This window comes from Brevibacillus sp. M2.1A, assembly GCF_013284355.2.
Classification (GTDB): domain Bacteria; phylum Bacillota; class Bacilli; order Brevibacillales; family Brevibacillaceae; genus Brevibacillus.
The window spans coordinates 5,946,893-5,964,835 of sequence record NZ_JABSUY020000001.1 but is presented as its reverse complement, the minus strand read 5'-3'; the positions used below and the strand labels follow the sequence as shown (position 1 = coordinate 5,964,835).

The 17,943-nt window shown below is 46.9% G+C and carries 14 protein-coding genes; 12 read left to right on the top strand and 2 right to left on the bottom strand.

What is annotated here, in order from left to right; genetic code table 11:
• Window positions 1-4: 4 nt before the first annotated feature.
• From HP567_RS28405 to HP567_RS28375, 7 genes are all read left to right on the top strand, one after another.
• Entirely contained in the window at window positions 5-1,504 is a 1,500-nt protein-coding gene (locus HP567_RS28405) for a serine hydrolase domain-containing protein (protein ID WP_229088172.1), read from the top strand.
• Complete coding sequence (locus tag HP567_RS28400) at window positions 1,501-2,631, top strand: mandelate racemase/muconate lactonizing enzyme family protein (protein WP_173611142.1); 1,131 nt, start codon at window positions 1,501-1,503, stop codon at window positions 2,629-2,631. Before HP567_RS28405 ends, HP567_RS28400 begins: the two co-directional genes overlap by 4 nt.
• A gap of 12 nt (window positions 2,632-2,643) precedes the next feature.
• Window positions 2,644-3,108, top strand: a complete 465-nt coding sequence (locus tag HP567_RS28395; protein WP_173611143.1) for a GNAT family N-acetyltransferase — start codon at window positions 2,644-2,646, stop codon at window positions 3,106-3,108.
• Between the two features lie 229 nt (window positions 3,109-3,337).
• On the top strand, window positions 3,338-3,697 hold the full coding sequence (locus HP567_RS28390) for a GIY-YIG nuclease family protein (RefSeq protein WP_173611144.1): 360 nt from the start codon (window positions 3,338-3,340) through the stop codon (window positions 3,695-3,697).
• A 23-nt stretch (window positions 3,698-3,720) separates the two neighbouring features.
• Window positions 3,721-4,200, top strand: coding sequence for a DUF6530 family protein (locus HP567_RS28385; RefSeq protein WP_173611145.1), 480 nt, complete (start codon window positions 3,721-3,723; stop codon window positions 4,198-4,200).
• A 1-nt stretch (window position 4,201) separates the two neighbouring features.
• Entirely contained in the window at window positions 4,202-5,410 is a 1,209-nt protein-coding gene (locus HP567_RS28380; protein ID WP_173611146.1) for an MFS transporter, read from the top strand.
• 13 nt (window positions 5,411-5,423) lie between these two features.
• Window positions 5,424-7,637 carry an AAA family ATPase gene (locus HP567_RS28375; RefSeq protein ID WP_173611147.1) on the top strand — a complete coding sequence of 738 codons (2,214 nt, stop codon included), beginning with the start codon at window positions 5,424-5,426 and terminating at the stop codon, window positions 7,635-7,637.
• A 55-nt stretch (window positions 7,638-7,692) separates the two neighbouring features.
• Here the strand turns inward: HP567_RS28375 and HP567_RS28370 are convergent, their stop codons facing one another.
• Together HP567_RS28370 and HP567_RS28365 are read right to left on the bottom strand one after the other, a co-directional pair.
• Window positions 7,693-9,324: a peptide ABC transporter substrate-binding protein gene (locus HP567_RS28370; protein WP_173611148.1), complete on the bottom strand. Its 1,632-nt coding sequence runs from the start codon at window positions 9,322-9,324 to the stop codon at window positions 7,693-7,695.
• Window positions 9,325-9,557: 233 nt separating this feature from the next.
• On the bottom strand, window positions 9,558-10,127 hold the full coding sequence (locus tag HP567_RS28365; RefSeq protein WP_173611149.1) for a DoxX family protein: 570 nt from the start codon (window positions 10,125-10,127) through the stop codon (window positions 9,558-9,560).
• A gap of 754 nt (window positions 10,128-10,881) precedes the next feature.
• Between HP567_RS28365 and HP567_RS28360 the strand changes: the two genes are divergently transcribed.
• From HP567_RS28360 to HP567_RS28340, 5 genes are all read left to right on the top strand, one after another.
• On the top strand, window positions 10,882-12,204 hold the full coding sequence (locus HP567_RS28360) for a glycoside hydrolase family 68 protein (protein WP_173611150.1): 1,323 nt from the start codon (window positions 10,882-10,884) through the stop codon (window positions 12,202-12,204).
• A gap of 33 nt (window positions 12,205-12,237) precedes the next feature.
• Complete coding sequence (locus tag HP567_RS28355) at window positions 12,238-13,578, top strand: glycoside hydrolase family 68 protein (protein ID WP_173611151.1); 1,341 nt, start codon at window positions 12,238-12,240, stop codon at window positions 13,576-13,578.
• Between the two features lie 80 nt (window positions 13,579-13,658).
• Window positions 13,659-14,960, top strand: a complete 1,302-nt coding sequence (locus tag HP567_RS28350) for a glycoside hydrolase family 68 protein (RefSeq protein ID WP_173611152.1) — start codon at window positions 13,659-13,661, stop codon at window positions 14,958-14,960.
• A gap of 169 nt (window positions 14,961-15,129) precedes the next feature.
• Window positions 15,130-16,509 (top strand): sucrose-specific PTS transporter subunit IIBC, encoded by a 1,380-nt coding sequence (locus tag HP567_RS28345; protein ID WP_173611213.1) that lies wholly within the window; start codon window positions 15,130-15,132, stop codon window positions 16,507-16,509.
• A gap of 171 nt (window positions 16,510-16,680) precedes the next feature.
• Window positions 16,681-17,523, top strand: coding sequence for a PRD domain-containing protein (locus HP567_RS28340; RefSeq protein WP_173611153.1), 843 nt, complete (start codon window positions 16,681-16,683; stop codon window positions 17,521-17,523).
• The last annotated feature ends 420 nt before the right edge of the window (window positions 17,524-17,943 follow it).

Below are 17,943 nucleotides of genomic sequence, written 5' to 3'. Positions count from 1 at the left end.
TGGCATGACAAGACAACATTCGAAAGAGGTGGAAGAAATGAGACAGCCAGGCTGGTTAGCAGAGTGGGGAGAACTGGTTGAAAAAGAAATGAAGGAAGGCAGAGTTCCGGGCTTCGTCATGGGTGTGAATTTGAATGGACAGAGCCTGTTTCGCAAGAGCTTTGGCTATCGTGATCGTGAAAAGGAACTCGAAATCACTCCTGATACCGTGATGGGTTTGGCCTCCGTTACGAAGTCCTTTACATGCATGGCGATCATGCAGCTACAGGAAGCGAAGAAGCTCTCTGTTCATGATCCGGTGATCAAATACCTACCCGAATTTCGTACCCCGGATCGTCAAAAAACGGAGCAGATGACGATCCACCATTTTATGACGCACACGACGGGCATACCGCCTCTGCCGATTGATAATCTGGCAATTCGCAACTCCATGCTCGATGACATGCCTGACGAGGATAACCCGATTCACCGGTACTTGAAAAAGGAGTACCAGAAACCGATCTACACATTCGAAGAGCTAATGGAAGCTCTTGCCCTGGCGGAATATGAGCTGGTAGGCTCTCCAGGGGAATTGTTCAGCTATTCGAATGATTGCTACTCTCTCTTGGGAGCGGTCATAGCCAGAGTGAGTGGGAAGTCGTATGACGAGTATGTCAAAGAGCATATTTTGGAACCAGCAACCATGAAGAGCAGCACCTTTCTTCTGAGCGATCTGCCACACCTGCCGGATGTAACGACCATCTATCATTTCAAAGAGAACAATGGCGTGTCTGAGATTTACCCTGATCCCAATTGGGAGGATGGGCTACTCGTAGCGGCATCGGGGCATTTGAATTCAACCGTGCATGACATGTTGAACTACGCTGAAATTTTCCGTACAGGCGGATGTGTGGGCAAGGAACGGATTTTATCGGAGGAGAGCGTCAAACAAATGATTTATCCGCATGTCCAGAACAGCTACAGCAGGTACTACGGGTATGGCTTATCCATTCAACCCGACTACTATGGGGGTACCTTGATCAAGCACGGCGGAGCAATCAAAGGTGTCGCCGCCCATCTAGCGATTGTTCCGGAGCGGGGTATTACATCCATGGCTTTGGCCAATTTGGTCGGAAGCCCCGTCGAAAAAGCCACTCTGACTGCACTGCATGCCTTAGAAGGGCGTCCATTGAATACGCCGCAGTACCAATTCGAGACATACAGCGTCCCTCTTGCCCAGTTAGGAGAGTATGTCGGTCGATACGTCAGTGGGGAAGGAATGGATATCATCGTATATGTGGTAGAGGGTGTCCTGATGATGATAGATAAGACATCGGATGCGTTTGGTGGAAAACAACTGAACTATCCATTGCGACCAATTGGAGAGCATCAATTTATTACCGATAGAGAGGGAAGCGAGCTGACAGTTGGCTTTGTAAAAGGCGAAGACGGCTCTGTAAAAGCCATGTCCCTTTATTATCGAATTATTCCACGAGTAGCAGCTACGGAGGGTAGTCGAATATGAAAATAACATCTGTAAGCGTTCATGCCATCAGGTTGCCGCTAAAACGCCCATTTATTATCGCGTACGCCTCATATGAGGATATGCCGTCCATTATTGTAAAAGTGGAGACAGACAATGGTTTGGTCGGATTAGGCGAGGCGGTACCGGATCAAAATGTCACCGGAGAGACGTGGGAGTCTACCTATACGATGCTCGTTCAAAACCTGGCGACTGTTGTGATCGGTGAGAATCCATTTGATATCGAGAGAATCCACGAGAAGATGAACCAGGCTGTCTGGGGAGCCCCAGCAGCAAAAGCCGCCATCGATATCGCTTGCTACGATCTGATGGGCAAGGCTGCTGGTCAACCTGTTTATCATTTCTTGGGCGGAAAATATCACACGACTCTTTCCTTCCCCTATGTGTTAAGCATATTAGAGCCAGAGGTCATGGCAGCTGAAGCTAGGCAAGCAGTGGCAGATGGGTATGACACGATCAAAATAAAGGTGGGAGCTGATCTTCGGACAGATATCCAGCGAATCCGGGCTGTTCGGCAGGCAGTTGGCCCTGATGTAGGACTGCGGGTGGACGCCAACCAAGGTTGGGAGAACCGTGCGAACACCTTGCTTGTTATGAAACAGATTGAGGATTGTCACATTGATTGGATGGAGCAGCCTGTCTTGGCAGATGATCTCGATGCGCTGGCGGATATTCGCAGGCAAACGACCATTCCCATTATGGTAGACGAAGGATTGCACGGGACGAAGGAAATGCGGGAAGTCATCGCGAAGAAAGCTGCAGATAAAGTAAACATCAAACTGATGAAAAGTGGAGGGATTTATCCTGCTCTCAAATTGGTGAATCAGGCGGAAATGGCCGGGATGGAGTGTCAAATCGGTTCGATGCTGGAGTCCTCGATTGGCAGTGCAGCTGGTGCACATTTGTCACTGGCGAAAAAAAACATCATTTCCAACGAGTTGGCAGGACCTACGATCATTTCGCGGGATGTAGCTCAGCTTGCGATTCACGGAAGTCAAATAGTCGTGACAGATCAGCCGGGCTTAGGATTAGTGCTAGACGAAGCGGTGCTTGCCGGTATAACGGATAAGTCAGAGCAGGTCATCGGAGCGAAGCGGCAACCCGTATAGGGAGAGGACTGAATGCAAAATACGCGCATAGAAATTGTCGAGTCATTGACAGATAGCCAGCTTCAGATGATCAAGGCAATGGAGCAGGAGGCCTTTGGCCCATATGGAGCGATTGATGAATGGGTGCTCGTACCACTGGCGAGACATGGCTGCGTTGCACTTTTCATGGAAGCAGAGGAGGCACGTCCTGTTGGGGTGTGCCAGCTCTTGAGGGATTTTCGTCAGCCGGACAAGTGCTACATGTATGGGTATTACATCCGAGCAGATCGGAAAGGAATGGGTTATGGGTTCTCTTTCTTGAACCGATTGCTGGAGAAATTGCGTGAGGATGGGTTTCGTCAGATTTGCCTGACGGTAAGCCCAGATAATACTGGAGCAGTCGGACTCTATCAAAAAGCAGGCTTTGCGGTTATCGAGACACGGATAGCGGAATATGGAAGTGGAAACGATCGCTATTATATGGTGAAAACGCTATAGAAGGGGAGTCGCTACAAACATAAGCGTAGACATTTTTCTCTTTTGTTTGTAGGAGATTTATTGGCCCTGTACTCGTTGTAACCCAACAGAAATTAGGCACCGGACATGTTCCGGTGTTTTTTTGTGTGCTTGACAATTACAAAACAATGATTCATTATGTTTATTAAATAATAAACAAAAACGGATTTTGTCTATTTAATATCAGTTATTGAAAAGTGAGGGGAACACAATGAATCGCGAAGAACTGAAACAACAGTATAAAGAGTCGGAAACGCAGGCAGGGGTGTATCAGATCAAAAACACCCAAAACCAAAAAGTATGGATCAGCGCCACCCGCAACCTCAAGACGATGAACGGAAAGCTGTTCACTCTCAAAATGGGTTCGCACATAAACAAACAGCTTCAACAGGAATGGAATGAATACGGAGAAGAGGCATTCGTCTTTGAAGTGTTGGAGGTTTTGAAAAAGAAGGAAGACGGATTCTTTGATGAAAAGGATGCCCTGAAGAAACTGGAACAAAAATGGCTCGACCAGCTCCAGCCATACGGAGAGCGCGGATACCACCAGGAAAAAAAGAAAGAACAATAATCAAACGAAAAGAGGGAAAGAAAATGAAAATACCTACTACCTTGAACCATAAGCCTGTTGTGGTGTCGGATAACTATGAGCGCGTGGATGGCAGATTAGCCAGGAATACAGATGCGAAAGCACTTTCTCTGGGAGTGGCAGAGGGCAACTCCAGAAGGAAGGTCGATCTATTGGCCAAAGTATGGAGACACACGGGAGAAGAATGGTCAAAACAATCGGAGGAACTGCCTCTCCATCGCGTTCTGGACATGTCCATATTGATTTGTCGGTCTTTGGCCCATTTTCGCGACGCATACAGATATGAGCATTATTATGATCCGCAGGAGCCCGTCATTGACCGGGTTGCCCTGCAAGGGGATGCAATGAACGTAGCGATATGTACGGACAATGAGAGTCTTCATGAAGACATTAAGCTGTTCAGCCAAGCGCTGAGCAACGACGGTGAGATGATCGGCGAACGTCTGCGCACATTATCAAGACTATTAAAGGATATGGGGTATTGAAATGTTTTCCAATGTTTATGTTCGAACGATTGTCCTCTCCCGCGTGCTGCTGCATTTGGGGATTTGGATCCGGAATTATGCCGTTCTTCTTTTCGTTAGCGAAATGACGAATAATAATCCGGTTTATGTATCACTGATTTCGGTCGCGGAATTCGCACCCATTTTTTTATTCGGCCTGATTGGCGGAACTTTTGCTGACCGATGGCGACCGAAGCGGACAATGGTTTGGAGCGATCTGCTGTCTGCCGTGTCCGTCGGGGCTGTGCTGCTTGCACTTATGAATGGAGGATGGATAGCACTGCTCATCGGAACCTTTATTTCCGCCAGCTTGTCTCAATTTTCTCAGCCCTCGGCCATGAAACTGTACAAGCGTCATGTGCCAGCTGAACAACTGCAGGGCGCGATGGCCATGTCCCAAACGCTTGTTGCTGTCTTTACGGTTTTAGGTCCGGTCATCGGCACGTTTATTTTCATCCAGTTTGGAATTACAGTCTCTCTGATTTTGACAGCCGTTTTGTTCCTGGGTTCTTCCCTGATATTAGCGACGCTTCCCCGTGACGCGGAGGAACCGAAGTCTGAGGATGCTGGCGGCTTCATCAAGGAATTGAAGGCCGGACTGCGCTACATCGGGTCCAATCAATCCTTGCGAATTCTCTGTTTGACTTTCTTCGTTGTCGGATTGGCGTCAGGTCTGACACAGCCGCTTCAAATCTTCCTTGTCATCGAGAATTTGGGACAGGACAAACAATTTTTGCAGTGGTTGGTTATGACCAACGGGTTAGCCATGTTGGCAGGAGGAGCAATCATTATCGGGATAGCCAAAAAGGTAAGGCCACAGATGCTGCTCATGGTAGGCTTGCTTGTCTCTGCGGTTTGCACGATGGTAGTAGGGGCTACCACAACGATTTGGTTGATGATTGTTCTATTAGTGATCAGTGGTTTCTTTTTCCCTTGTATTCAAAGCGGAATCCAGACGCTGATTGTACGGAACACAGAAGGGGCATTTATGGGCCGGGTATCTGGTGCGATCACCCCTGTTTTTATGGGGATGATGGTGATTGGCATGTTTATCTCCGGCTATTTAAAGGAGACGTTCTCGCTGGTTGCGGTATATGTGGTGAGCGGGGTTTTGATTATGATCGGTGCGGCTTTGCTGTTGCCTCTTCTTGTTGAGAAAAGGAGCAAAGATGTGAAGGAATCCGCACTATGAGGGGAGGAGAAATATGATGACCGAAAATGAAAACGATCATTTGTCACCCGAAAGACAGCTGACAGATGCAGAAAAAAAGCTCGTTTGGAAAAAGCCAATCACGCATAGGGTCAGTGAAGAAGAACGGCGCATTAGTAAAGAAATCAAACGCAACTGGAATCGCGGGGAAATGAAGATCGCCAATATATTGTTAGAAGGTGACGCCGGTTCTGGGAAAACACAACTAGCCAAAGCATTATCGGCTAATTTCGGGCTGCCGTATACGAAAGTGACTTGTTTTGCTGATATGGATAAATCGGATATTATTGGCGCTATATTGCCTGTCATTTCTTCTGAACGTCTCGAGAAAATGGAGCCTGCCGAGCAAGCGGTATGGAAAGCTTTATATGAAAGCGATGGGCTCCAAAGCATATCTGAAATTTTAATGGATGCACTGGGGATTACACAGGAACGGGCTGCCTTAAAGATGAAGCAATTACTGAAGCGTGCAGCAGCGGAAAACACCGATGGTGAAGCGATTGAGTACCGATTTTACCCTTCGGAGATCGTCAGAGCCTATCAAAAGGGTTACCTGCTGGAAATCCAGGAACCAAACGTTATTCGCGATGCTGCGGTGTTAATGGCATTAAACTCTGCCTTGGAGCTGGATGGCAGCATCAATCTTCCTACTGAGATCATACGCAGGCACCCAGACTTCATCGCGGTTATCACAACAAACCGCAGTTATGCGGGAACCAGACCGTTAAACGAAGCGCTGCGCGACAGGGTTCAGCATACGGAAAAGATGGACCTGCCGACTAAAGAAATCATGATCGAACGTGTAATGGCCAAAACCGGTTTTCAAGATGGCAAGATGTTGGGTATTTTAGCGGATGTGATTATGGTTTTAGACAGAACAGCGCGGGCCAATGCGATCAAGGGCGTGGCTGGAATGCGTTCCTTTTTCTACTGGGCAGATGCAATTGCCGCAGGAGCCTCCGCCAAAGAATCTCTTTATCATAAGGTCATCTACAAGATCACAACCGATTCGGAAGAAATAAAACTTCTGGAAGAAGCACTAAAAAATCATGGTTTGCTTGCCAGCCTGGAAGAAGCCGAGACTGAACTAAAAAAAAAACGAAAATTTGACGACGCCGTAGAGATCAGGACATGGGGAGATATAGACGATACGGATTTTGACAAGGACAACCGTCGAGAGGAAAAAGGAATCGCGTTGAAAAAATCTGCTGATAGCAGATCTTCCCGTGTTTCTGATGACTCTACCCATATGGAACGTTCAGGTTTGGGTGAAAATGGCGATCCCAACTATCATCAGGCAAATCCTGAATCCATGTCAGAGGAAGCGAAGCAAAAGGAACGAGATTTCCGTAAAAAGCTGAATCGAGATGCAAGAGGGGTCATTTCCGATTCGATTCATAAAAAAGTGAAGCTCATTGTTCACCGTCCAGACTACGATGAGGAAAACCAACAGGAATATGTTCGTCTTTGTCAGGGACTCATGCCGATTGTGCAAGAGATTGCGAGAAAGACACTTCCGTATCTGGAACATGAGATATCATCCGACTTTGCGAGAAATCGTTACTATGGCAGCAAATTTCAGGCAGACAGCGTTGCTTACAGGGATTACAAGTATTTTGCCAAGAAACGTCCTCCAACGGAATCCCCTTCTCTTGTGGTTGGTCTTAGGGTTGATGAATCCGCATCTATGTCAGCTTACGGGAGATTAGAAGCAGCAAAACGAGCAGTGATCGCGGTATATGAATATTGTCAGCTTTGTCATATCCCCATTTTGATCTACGGCGATACAGCGGATGTTTCCCGATTGGAGCAAATGTCGATCTTTGCCTATGCCGACTTTGATAAAGCGGATGCCAATGATCGCTTCAGATTAATGAGAATTCATGCCAGAAGCAATAATCGCGATGGCATGGCTCTTCGAATAATGGCGGAACGGTTAGCCGCTTCACCCCAAAAGACAAAACTGTTGATTAGCATAAGTGACGGCCAACCGAAAGCAATGGATGACTACACCGGAAGTTACGCTGTTACAGATATGAAACAGACCATCCAGGAATATGAACGAAAAGGAGTCACATTTCTTGCAGCCGCAATCGGTCAAGACAAGGATGTGATTAGCGAAATCTATGGGAATGAAAGATTTTTGGATATTACCAATTTACATGAGTTCCCTGCAAAATTAGTTCGGATAATCGCTCGGTATTTATGATGGAAGCGGGCATCTCTCTCTATCTGTTTCGCAAAGAGAGGATGCCCGCGCTCTGTTATTTTTCAATATACGCGTATTTAAAGTAGGAACCGCCGAGAGGGAAGATCACAAAGTCCTTCACCTTGTCGTTTTTTACATAAGCATTGCCGCGGAAGTGCAGCGGTGCTAGTGGCATTTCTTCCATGAGAATTTTTTCGGCGTCAAACATCAACTGCTTGCGCTTTTGCTCGTCGGTCTCATAGTAGCTCTTATTGAGTAGATCGCGGTATTCCTTGTTGTCGAAGCGAACGACGTTGTTGCCACCCAAGTCCTTGTACATTTCGAGGAAATTGATCGGGTCGTTGAAATCGGCCCCCCATAGCCAGATGCCGAAGTCGTATTTGCCATTTTGGACATCCTCGTTAAACACTTTCCATTCCGAGGTGCGAATGTCAATGTCGACTCCCAATGTTTTCTTCCACTCGTCCTGGAGTGCTTGAGCCAATTTCTTGTCCGTTTCTCCAGTGTCGTAGTAATACGTGACCTTAGGGAATTGAGTCAGCCCGAGCTCTTTCATGCCTTCTGCCAAAAGCTGCTTCGCCTTCGTTACATCCTCTTTAAAGTAGCCGTCCGGGTTCAACCCCATGGAAACGGGAACCCAGCCATACGCGGGTGGGACGCCGGTCTGCAGGATGTTATCCACCAATTGCTGTCGGTCGATCGAATACGAAAACGCCTGACGAATTTTTTTGTTGGTAAAAGGGGGCTTTTCTGTATTGAAAATGACAGCTTTGGTGCCGGGATTATCTGCGACGAGCAGCTTGCCCTCTTCCTTGATCTGACCGACTGCATCCGGAGACAAGCCAAAGGAAGGGTAGCCTCCCCAATCCAGGTCACCATTTTCAAACATGGACAGGGCGGTGTTGTTATCCTCGATGATGACAATATGGATCTGGTCCAGCTTGACGTTGGCGCTGTCCCAATAAGTAGGGCTTTTGCTGAAAGAGAGCTTGGATTTGTGCTCCCACGTATCCATGATAAACGGTCCATTGCCGACAATTGTTTTCGCTTCTGTTGCCCACTGGGGATTGCTCTCGATGGTTTTTTTATGAAGCGGATAGTAGGTAGTGAATGAGGTCAATTCGCGGAAAAACGGTGTTGGTGAGCGCAAGGTGAAATCGAGTGTGTAGTCGTCCTTTGCCTTTACCCCGACGTCTTCTGGTTTGCCTTTTCCAGAGTAAAAATCCTCGCCTCCTTTGATATAGAAGAGCTGATACGCGTAGCCGGAAGCAGTTTTGGGGTCGAGATTGCGCTTGATGGCGTACTCAAAATCGTGAGCGGTAACAGGGTCGCCATTGCTCCATTTGGCGTCCTTTCGAATGATAAAAGTAAAATGAGTGAAGTCAGGAGTATGCGTGTAGCTCTCCGCGATGGCGTTGATCATCTGGCCTTGACGGTCGACGGTGGTCAGTCCTTCGAAGGTGAGATTGATCATGTCCATTGAGGTCGAATCTGTTGCAATGCCGGCATCCATCGTAGACGGCTCCCCGGTGATGCTCCATTGCAAGACCATTGGCTCTGATGTAGTAGGCTTTGCTGTCGCTTCCGTTGGAGGGGATGGGAGGTTGTCGGCGGGCTTCGAGCTACAGCCGACCGAGAGACTAAACAACAAAACAGCAGTAGAAATGCCTAGTAGCCACTTGTTCATACTGTCCTCCTGTTAAATTATTAGAAAAATGAGAAAATTTATAGTTCCTCAAAAGAATAATGCACAGCAATCAGACAGTCATTCAACATCATGTATAAATATTCATTGGAAATCACGGGTACATGTTGGAATAAATTCATACAATTTGTCCGTTACTTTATTAATTATCTAGCTGAAGGGACAACAAAAGCCACCCGAAATAGGTGGCTTTGTCATTCGAGAGGAAAAACATATTACTTGTTCATCGGCAAAACACCATCGCGCGTTTTTCTCGTCCAAGGTGTTCCGAGATAAGAAAGCGCCCAGCGGTCAAGACCATACCAGCCCGCAACCTTCCAAGCCAGAACGAGCCAAGTAGCAAAAACAAAAAGAAGTGGGTTGGTGCTGACCGTTCCTGCGAACAGAAAGCTGACGTTCATCAAGCCGCCGAAAAACGCTGCGATCCCTGTCAGGCAGCCGAGAATCAAGCCGAGTCCGACGAGTACCTCACCATAAGCAACGAGGAAGCCGAACACCTTGGCATTTGGCAATACCATATTTTCCAGGAACCAGGCGTACCACCCGGTTACGTCCTTTCCTTCGGCTGCTTTTGCCAAGGAGCCTTTTACGAACCCTTGAATCGCTCCGCCAGCCGCATCTCCCGTCCAGCTATCTGACTGGACTTTTTTCCATCCAGCAGTAATCCATGAATAGCCGACATACAATCTGATAATCAACCAGATCGCAGCGGATTTTGTGCTGGTGAACAGAAAGTGTGAAACAGGATTTTCAGGAATAATAATTTCGTTTTGACGGTTTTGCATGTGGGTGTCCTCCTACATACGTTTTGCACATCTTTGTTCGAGCCGATTTTAACATAACAAATGGCGGTACAGTGCGGTTTTGGGCATAAGTTCATACGGTGTTCATTGACACTATAAGCACGGTGTTAATGGTAAATCCTAGTGTATATATTGCCAAAGTACAGTAAACTCATGAAAGGATTGACAAGTTAAGATGTGGTAAATTATGAACGAGTGGTGATGTTACTGTTGGTTATTGTTATTTCTCTGTTTTTACTCTTTATTAATCATCATGTTTATTAGCTCCGTTATCGTACATTTGGATCGTCTGCTGGAGGCGAGAATGCAGGAGAGAGGTCACGCTGAACCGTTAAGAATTAAGGAAGAGATGTAGATCAAGAGTAATAGCAAAAGAAAAAATATCCGATCCAAGCGGACGATTAACTAAGGTTCCAATTAGAAAGGTGCTATTTACAGTCCGGGAATATTCTCCTTTGTTTCGATCTGTAGGAAAGGGTATTTTTGACTATTGAAATCGTAATTCGCAGACAATAGAATGAGGATGCGAACAAAATACCGCAGGATTGTTACTGCTAAGCAGGCAAGACCTGAGACGTGAGATGGGTGAAGTATGGCTATCGCTATACAGTCCCTTACGCGTTTTGGGTCTTTTTTGTGTCCTGTCAATGGAGAAGAGCAGAGTTTTCAATCTCTCAATATTCCCATAATAGGTAACTTTGCTGCAATTCATGATGTAAAGGGAGGATTTAAGAAAATGAGAAAATCCAGCAAACCTAAGTTTAGGAATCTAGCTTTATCCACAGCGATAGCTGCCAATTTGCTTGCAGCCATCCCAGCATTAGCCGCCGATGTCAGTGATGATCACACTTCGATTTGGTCGCGCCAGCAAGCGGAAAAAGTTGCTCTCACGAAAGAGACAACCGCTCCACCGGTCGATTTGGATTTCAAGCTCGTCGCACCGGACCAATGGGTTTGGGACACATGGCCCCTGCAGAACAGAGACGGTTCCCTTGCAACTGTCAAAGGTTACAGAGTCGCTTTCGCCTTGGTCGCTCCGCGCTCTCTGGGTTGGGGTGAACGTCATACGCAAGCAAGCATCGGAATGTTCTACTCGAAAAACGGCAAAGACTGGACATACGCCGGCATTCCCTATAACAAAGACAAAGCGTTAGGTCATATGCAATGGGCCGGAACAGCCATGCTGGATGAGAAAGGCAAAGTCCACCTCTTCTATACGGCAACCGGGGATAAAAACAATTGGGACGAATCCAGATGGGCTCAAACGGCTGAGCAGCGCATCGCCAAAACTACGTTCGATATCGGCGCCGACAAAGATGGCGTGCATCTCACGAACGAAGGTGAACACAAGATCATTCTTGAAGCAGACGGCAAGTACTACGAAACGATTGATCAGTTCAAAGGCAATATCATCACGGCGTTCCGTGATCCGTTCTTCTTCCAAGACCCGAACACCGGCAAAGAGTACATTATTTTCGAAGGCCAGGCCGGCGGTGGCTATTCTTTGAAGCCGGAAAACATCGGTGACGAAGAATACCGTAAAACCCATTCGGTTCCGGCAGGCGCGGAATTGTACAACGGAAATATCGGCATCGCGGAAGTACTTGACCACGACATCACCAAATTGAAACTGCTGCCTCCGCTGCTCGAATCAGTTGGGGCCAACCATCAGATGGAACGTCCGCACGTCGTGGTGAATGGCGATGATTATTACCTATTCACGATCAGCCATACCTTCACCTACGCACCTGGCTTGACCGGCCCAGACGGCGTATACGGTTTTGTCGGGAAGGGTCTGCGAAGTGATTACAAACCGATGAACGGCAGCGGCTTGGTTATCGGGAATCCAGCGGAAAACGGTTACCAAGCGTATTCCTGGATGGTGCTTCCGAACCAACAGGTGATCAGCTTCATTAACGAACCAAAAGATGAGAACGGGGAAGTGAAATTCGGCGGTACCTTCTCTTCAACGTTGAAGGTAAATCTGGAAGGCGACAAATCGGTCATTACCAAAGAGGGAAAACAAGGTGAAATCAAACCGTTCGGCCCGAATCGCTAAGCATGCATAGCCATAAAGGAAAGGGGCGGTAACATGATCCGCAAAAACAAGAAAGCATTGACCGCGCTGGCTTTGGCAACAAGCGTTGTCGCTTCCGGCCTCACTGCGCTCTCGGCGTATGCCGAGGGCGGTGAGCAAACGGTCAACTGGACCCGCGAGCAGGCATCGAAAATCGAGCTGAATCAAGACAATACCTTGCCGTACACTGACATCAGCAAACTGGAGAAATTGGCGCCGGGCTATCACATGTGGGATACGTGGGCACTGACAGACCGTGACGGGAATGTAGCCTCGATCAAAGGCTGGAAAGTGATATTCGCGCTTACCGCACCGAGTGATGTGCTGCCGGGCAAAGTGCACGACATTGCCACGATCCGTTACTTTTATTCGAAAAACGGAAAAGATTGGACGCTGGGTGGCGAGCTGTTCCCGAGCGGATCCGCGCTCGGTTCCCGCCAGTGGGCTGGATCGGCTATGATGGATAACGGCAAAATCCATGCGTTCTACACCGCAACCGGACACAAAGGCGAAGAGCGTTTGACCTATGAACAACGTTTGGCCATGGCTACCGGCGATATCGTCGCGGACAACAGCGGAGTCCGATTCGAAAATTGGGGCAATCACCACATCATTTTGGAGCCGGACGGAAAATACTATCAGACCAAAGAACAAGCGCAGCAGGGTGAAGGCGGGGGGTACGCTTTCCGCGATCCGATGTGGTTCAAAGACCCGCAGACGAAAAAAGAATACCTGCTGTTTGAAGGGAATTCTGGAGGCTCTGCTGCCGACCGCAAGTTGAAACCGGAATATGTCGGCAGTCCTGAATTTGCCGGGCAGCAAAACGTGCCTTCAGGTGCCGTACACGCTAACGGCAACATCGGCATCGCTGAGGTGGAGGGCGGCGATTTTTCCAAAATCAAAATGCTTCCTCCGCTCGTAGAAGCCAACTACGTAAATGAAGAACTGGAGCGCCCGCATATTGTGGTGAAGGATAAAAAGTATTATCTGTTTACCGACAGCCACATCAATAAATATGCGGATGGACTCACCGGACCGGACGGACTGTACGGATTCGTTTCAGACAAGCTGATCGGCGGATATAAGCCGCTGAACGGAAGCGGTTTGGTCTTGGCCAATCCGGCTGATAATCCATACCAAGCATATTCCTGGTTGGTGCTTCCGAACTTGAACGTGGTCGGTTTCGCCCATTTTGGCGATCTGGGCAACATGTCCATCGGCGATGTCGGCAATCAGACTCCGGAATTCCAATTTAGCCACTTTGGCGGAACATTGGCTCCGACGGTGAAGCTGTCGATCAAAGACGATCGCACAAAATTGGAACAAGAGTACGAGCCAGGTTGGATCAAGCAATAAATTAGAATGGTCAACCGAAAGTTGTCGGTTGACCTTCTATTCTTTTCTAAAAACAAGTGACGGTAGGAGGCTGCATACACATGTTTTGGAACACAAAAAATGCCGGGAAAATGCTTTCAGCAGCAGTTATCGGTTTTTCGGCTATTCTAGCCCCGGTTATCAGTTCAAGCGTCTTCGCCCAAGAAACCGCAGCTACATTCGATTGGACGCGCGAAGATGTCAGCAAAATAAAGATGAATGAAGAGAATACAGCACCTGTCATCAACAAGGAGGAGCTTGAGGAACTTTCAGAGGACTTTCTGGTATGGGATACATGGCCGCTGCAAGACCGAAATGGCCATCCAGCAGTTGTCAATGGCTATAAGGTTATTTTTGCTCTGACGGTGCCAAGTGACGTGATTCCTGGCAAACGCCACGATACGGCGGAAATCCGCTATTTCTACGCAAAGGACGGAAAGAGCTGGCAGTTGGGCGGACGTTTGTTTGATGACGGAAAAGCATTGGGTTCAAGGCAATGGGCAGGCTCTGCCATGATTGACAAAGATGGAAAAGTCCATATCTTTTATACAGCGACCGGACGTAAAAATGAAAAAAAACTTACATACGAACAGCGTTTGGCTACGGCTACCGCTGATATCATAACAACCAATGCCTCTGTGGCGTTTAAAAATTGGTCTGAACACAAAATTATCCTGGAACCGGATGGTGAATACTATCAAACAGAAAGTCAGTCCAACCAAGGTGAATCTTCTTACGCCTTCCGTGATCCTTACTTCTTCCAAGACCCAAAGAACGGACAAGAATATATTTTATTTGAGGCCAACTCCGCAGGAACCTTGTCAGAGCGGGCTTGTCAGCCTGACAGTTCAAAACCTTATAATGCGAGTATCGGCATCGCCAAAGCGTCTTCTGACAGTCTGACGGAATTTGAGGCTCTTCCCCCTTTACTGGAAGCCAACTGTGTAAATGACGAGCTGGAGCGTCCAAGCATTATTGTAAAAGGCAATCAATACTATCTTTTTGCAAAAACCCACCATGAAAAGTTCGCGCCAGGTCTCGATGCGCCGGAAGGATTATACGGTTTTGTGTCCGGGTCCTTATTTGGCGGGTATAAACCCCTGAATGGAAGCGGACTAGTGATTTCCAATCCAAAAGACAATCCGTATCAAGCATACTCTTGGATGGTCATGCCAAACGGTACGGTTATTAGCTTTGTCAACTATGTCCATGTAGAGGGAAAAGACATCCAGCAAATTGGCGAACAAACACCAGACTATCAAAAGGAGCATTTCGGTGGAATGCTGGCACCATCTCTAAAAATCTCCATGGCGGATGACAAGACTAGGATTCTTCATGAGAAAAAGCAAGGCGTGTTCCGTTAAAAAACAAGAGAGGTTGGCAATAGAAAGTTTTTGGCGTTCAGTAGTTGCTGAGCGTCTTTATTCTTGTGGACATCCATTCATGATTCTTTCGTTTTCATGGAATGATAAGCGGGACGTAGTCGATTCCCTTATTTATACAAAAGAGGAGGAACAGACGATGGCAAAGCTGATGCAATCAAAAGAGTTTGTTCAAGAGTTGTTGCCTCTGGTAGGGGGTGAGGAAAATATTGCTGACGCTACCCACTGTGCTTCTCGATTACGCTTGCTTCTTCGAAATGAAGAAAAGGCGGATATATCAGCCATCGAAAAAATGGATGGCGTAGAAGGGGTATTTTCCAGGCGCGGACAATTCCAAATTATCTTTGGGACCGGCAGAGTAAACAGAGTGTACAAGGCACTTGTCGAGGCGATCGAGATCGCACAGACAAATCCATCCAAAGAGCGGATGGAGAAGGCGCCAAAGATGAATCCATTCACTCATTTTGTAAAGACACTATCCAACATCTTTTTACCGATTATTCCCGCTATCGTAGTGAGCGGTTTGCTCATGGGGCTTCTTGGTATGGTGAAGGCTTTTGGTTGGATCACGATGGATAGCGCATGGATGAAGATGCTCACCATGTTTTCCAGCTCATCGTTCATTATTCTTCCGATATTAATTGGCTTTAGCGCAGCCAAGGAATTTGGCAGCAATCCCATTTTAGGTGCAGTGATTGGGGGAATATTAACCCACCCGTCATTATTAAACCCTGCAGAGCTGGGGAACAGCACCCCGGAATATATGGATTTGTTTGGGCTTGAAATCGCGTTGATCGGGTATCAGGGTACGGTGATTCCTATCTTGTTGTCGGTATACGTAATGAGCAGGTTTGAAAAACTCCTGCGAAAATTCATACCCCAGTCATTAGATTTATTGCTCATCCCCTTTATCACCATTACGTTTACTGGGATTGTCTCCCTCGTAGCGATTGGCCCTTTGGGCATGATGATCGGGGAGATGATTTCTGGTAGCTTGGAATATGTCTACCAGTATGCTGGACTGGTGGCAGGGTTCCTGTTTGGCGGATTTTATGCGCTATTCGTCGTTACTGGTTTGCATCATAGTTTGCACGCCATTGAGGTAGGGTTGCTAGCCGATCCGAAGGTTGGTGTCAATTTTTTGCTGCCGATCTGGTCCATGGCTAACGTGGCCCAAGGTGGAGCTGCTTTAGCCGTTTTTTTCAAATCGAAAAATGACAAACTGAAGAAGATTGCGATACCTGCTGCTCTTTCGTCCTTTTTTGGCATTATTGAACCCGTGATGTTTGGCATCAATTTGAGGTTAGTCACCCCTTTTATAGGAGCGGCCATTGGAGGGGGGGTGGGCGGGGCATATGTCGTAGGTGCTCACGTGGTTGCCAACGCATATGGCTTAACCGGAATCCCCATGCTTGCGCTCGTGACTCCATTAGGAATATCAAACGCAGTCCATTATCTTATTGGTCTAGCTATTGCGGTTACTACCGCTTTCACCTCGACATGGATACTTAGATTTACCGAAGAGGAATAAATCATTCTGATGACCCGGGAGAAGGTTTTCCTGGTCCAAATTGGATGCGTTATATGGGTGATGGTTACGGTAAAATGAAAGGTAATGGAGCTCCTCGCAGATGTAATTTTTCTCATCATGGTTCACCTAGTAAATGGGGAAGGTGACGGGAGGATAGACAGGAGGGATACCATGAAAATTAAAAAAATCTTAAATAACAACGCGGTCGTTGTCCAGGATCAGGGAGAAGAAAAGATCGTTATGGGCTTAGGGATCGCTTTCCAGAAAAAAAAGAATGATCTGGTAGACATTTCAAAGATAGAAAAAGTATTTGTCATGAATGAATGGCAAGAGTACGGAAAGTTCGAAGAGATATTAATAACACTTCCTGAAGAACATATCCAAGTGGCTGAGGAAATTATCTCCCATACGGAAAAAGAACTAGGGATAACCTTGCATGACCATATTCATATCGCTTTGACCGACCACTTGTCCTTCGCCCTAGAAAGATTAATGAAGGGAATGGTCATTAAAAATACCTTGCTGAACGAAATCAAAATTTTGTATGCAAAAGAATTTCAGATCGGTTGCTGGGCGAAAGCATTGATAAAAGAAAAGCTAGGGATAGAAATTCCCGAAGATGAGGTCGGTTATATTGCATTGCATATCCACACTGCCAGGATAAACGCGGGAGATATGGCAAAAACAATGGATATGACCACTATGATACGGGATATGATCGATCTGATCGAAAGCAGTTTGAAAATCAAGATTGAGGAGAAAACGGTTTCCTATGAGCGATTAGTCACACATTTGCGCTTTGCAGTACAACGGGCGGAGTTTGGCGAATCGTTTCATGATATAGAACCGGAAATGTCCCAGATCATAAAAGAACAGTACGAGGAATCTTATTTATGCGCACAAAAAGTAGGTGAATTTGCGCAAAAAGAATATGATTTTGAGTTCCCCGAGATGGAATTGGTCTACATCACGATGCAGATTCAAAGGATTTATAGTAGAGTGTTGAGTGGTTAACCCATACGAATGCGACTCGCTTGCCCTAAGGAAGCGAGTTTTTTTCAAGTACCCATGAACATTATCCATGCAAGGAGGAGACCAGAAAGAGGTCCCGGGAAATTCTAAATATAGTGGAGCCCGAATTGTTTGATAAGCTCGACAAACATGATGAGAAGATCACAGTAAGAAACAGCACAGGGAAAAAGACTGCGCACGACTACACATCCGTTAACAATAAAAGAAAGGCTTCATCTCAGAAGGGATTGTCTTTTTCTACACCAACGCGTCAAGGGTTTGCTTTACGCCCTTAACTCTGTTTGCTCCGAAAAAGATATCCTAATTAGCGGGATGAAACCTTTTCATATATCGGTTGATTGAGTTACGATTACCCACGCGTAATTATTCTCTTCCGGAAGGTAGCATTTGTATTTCATACCC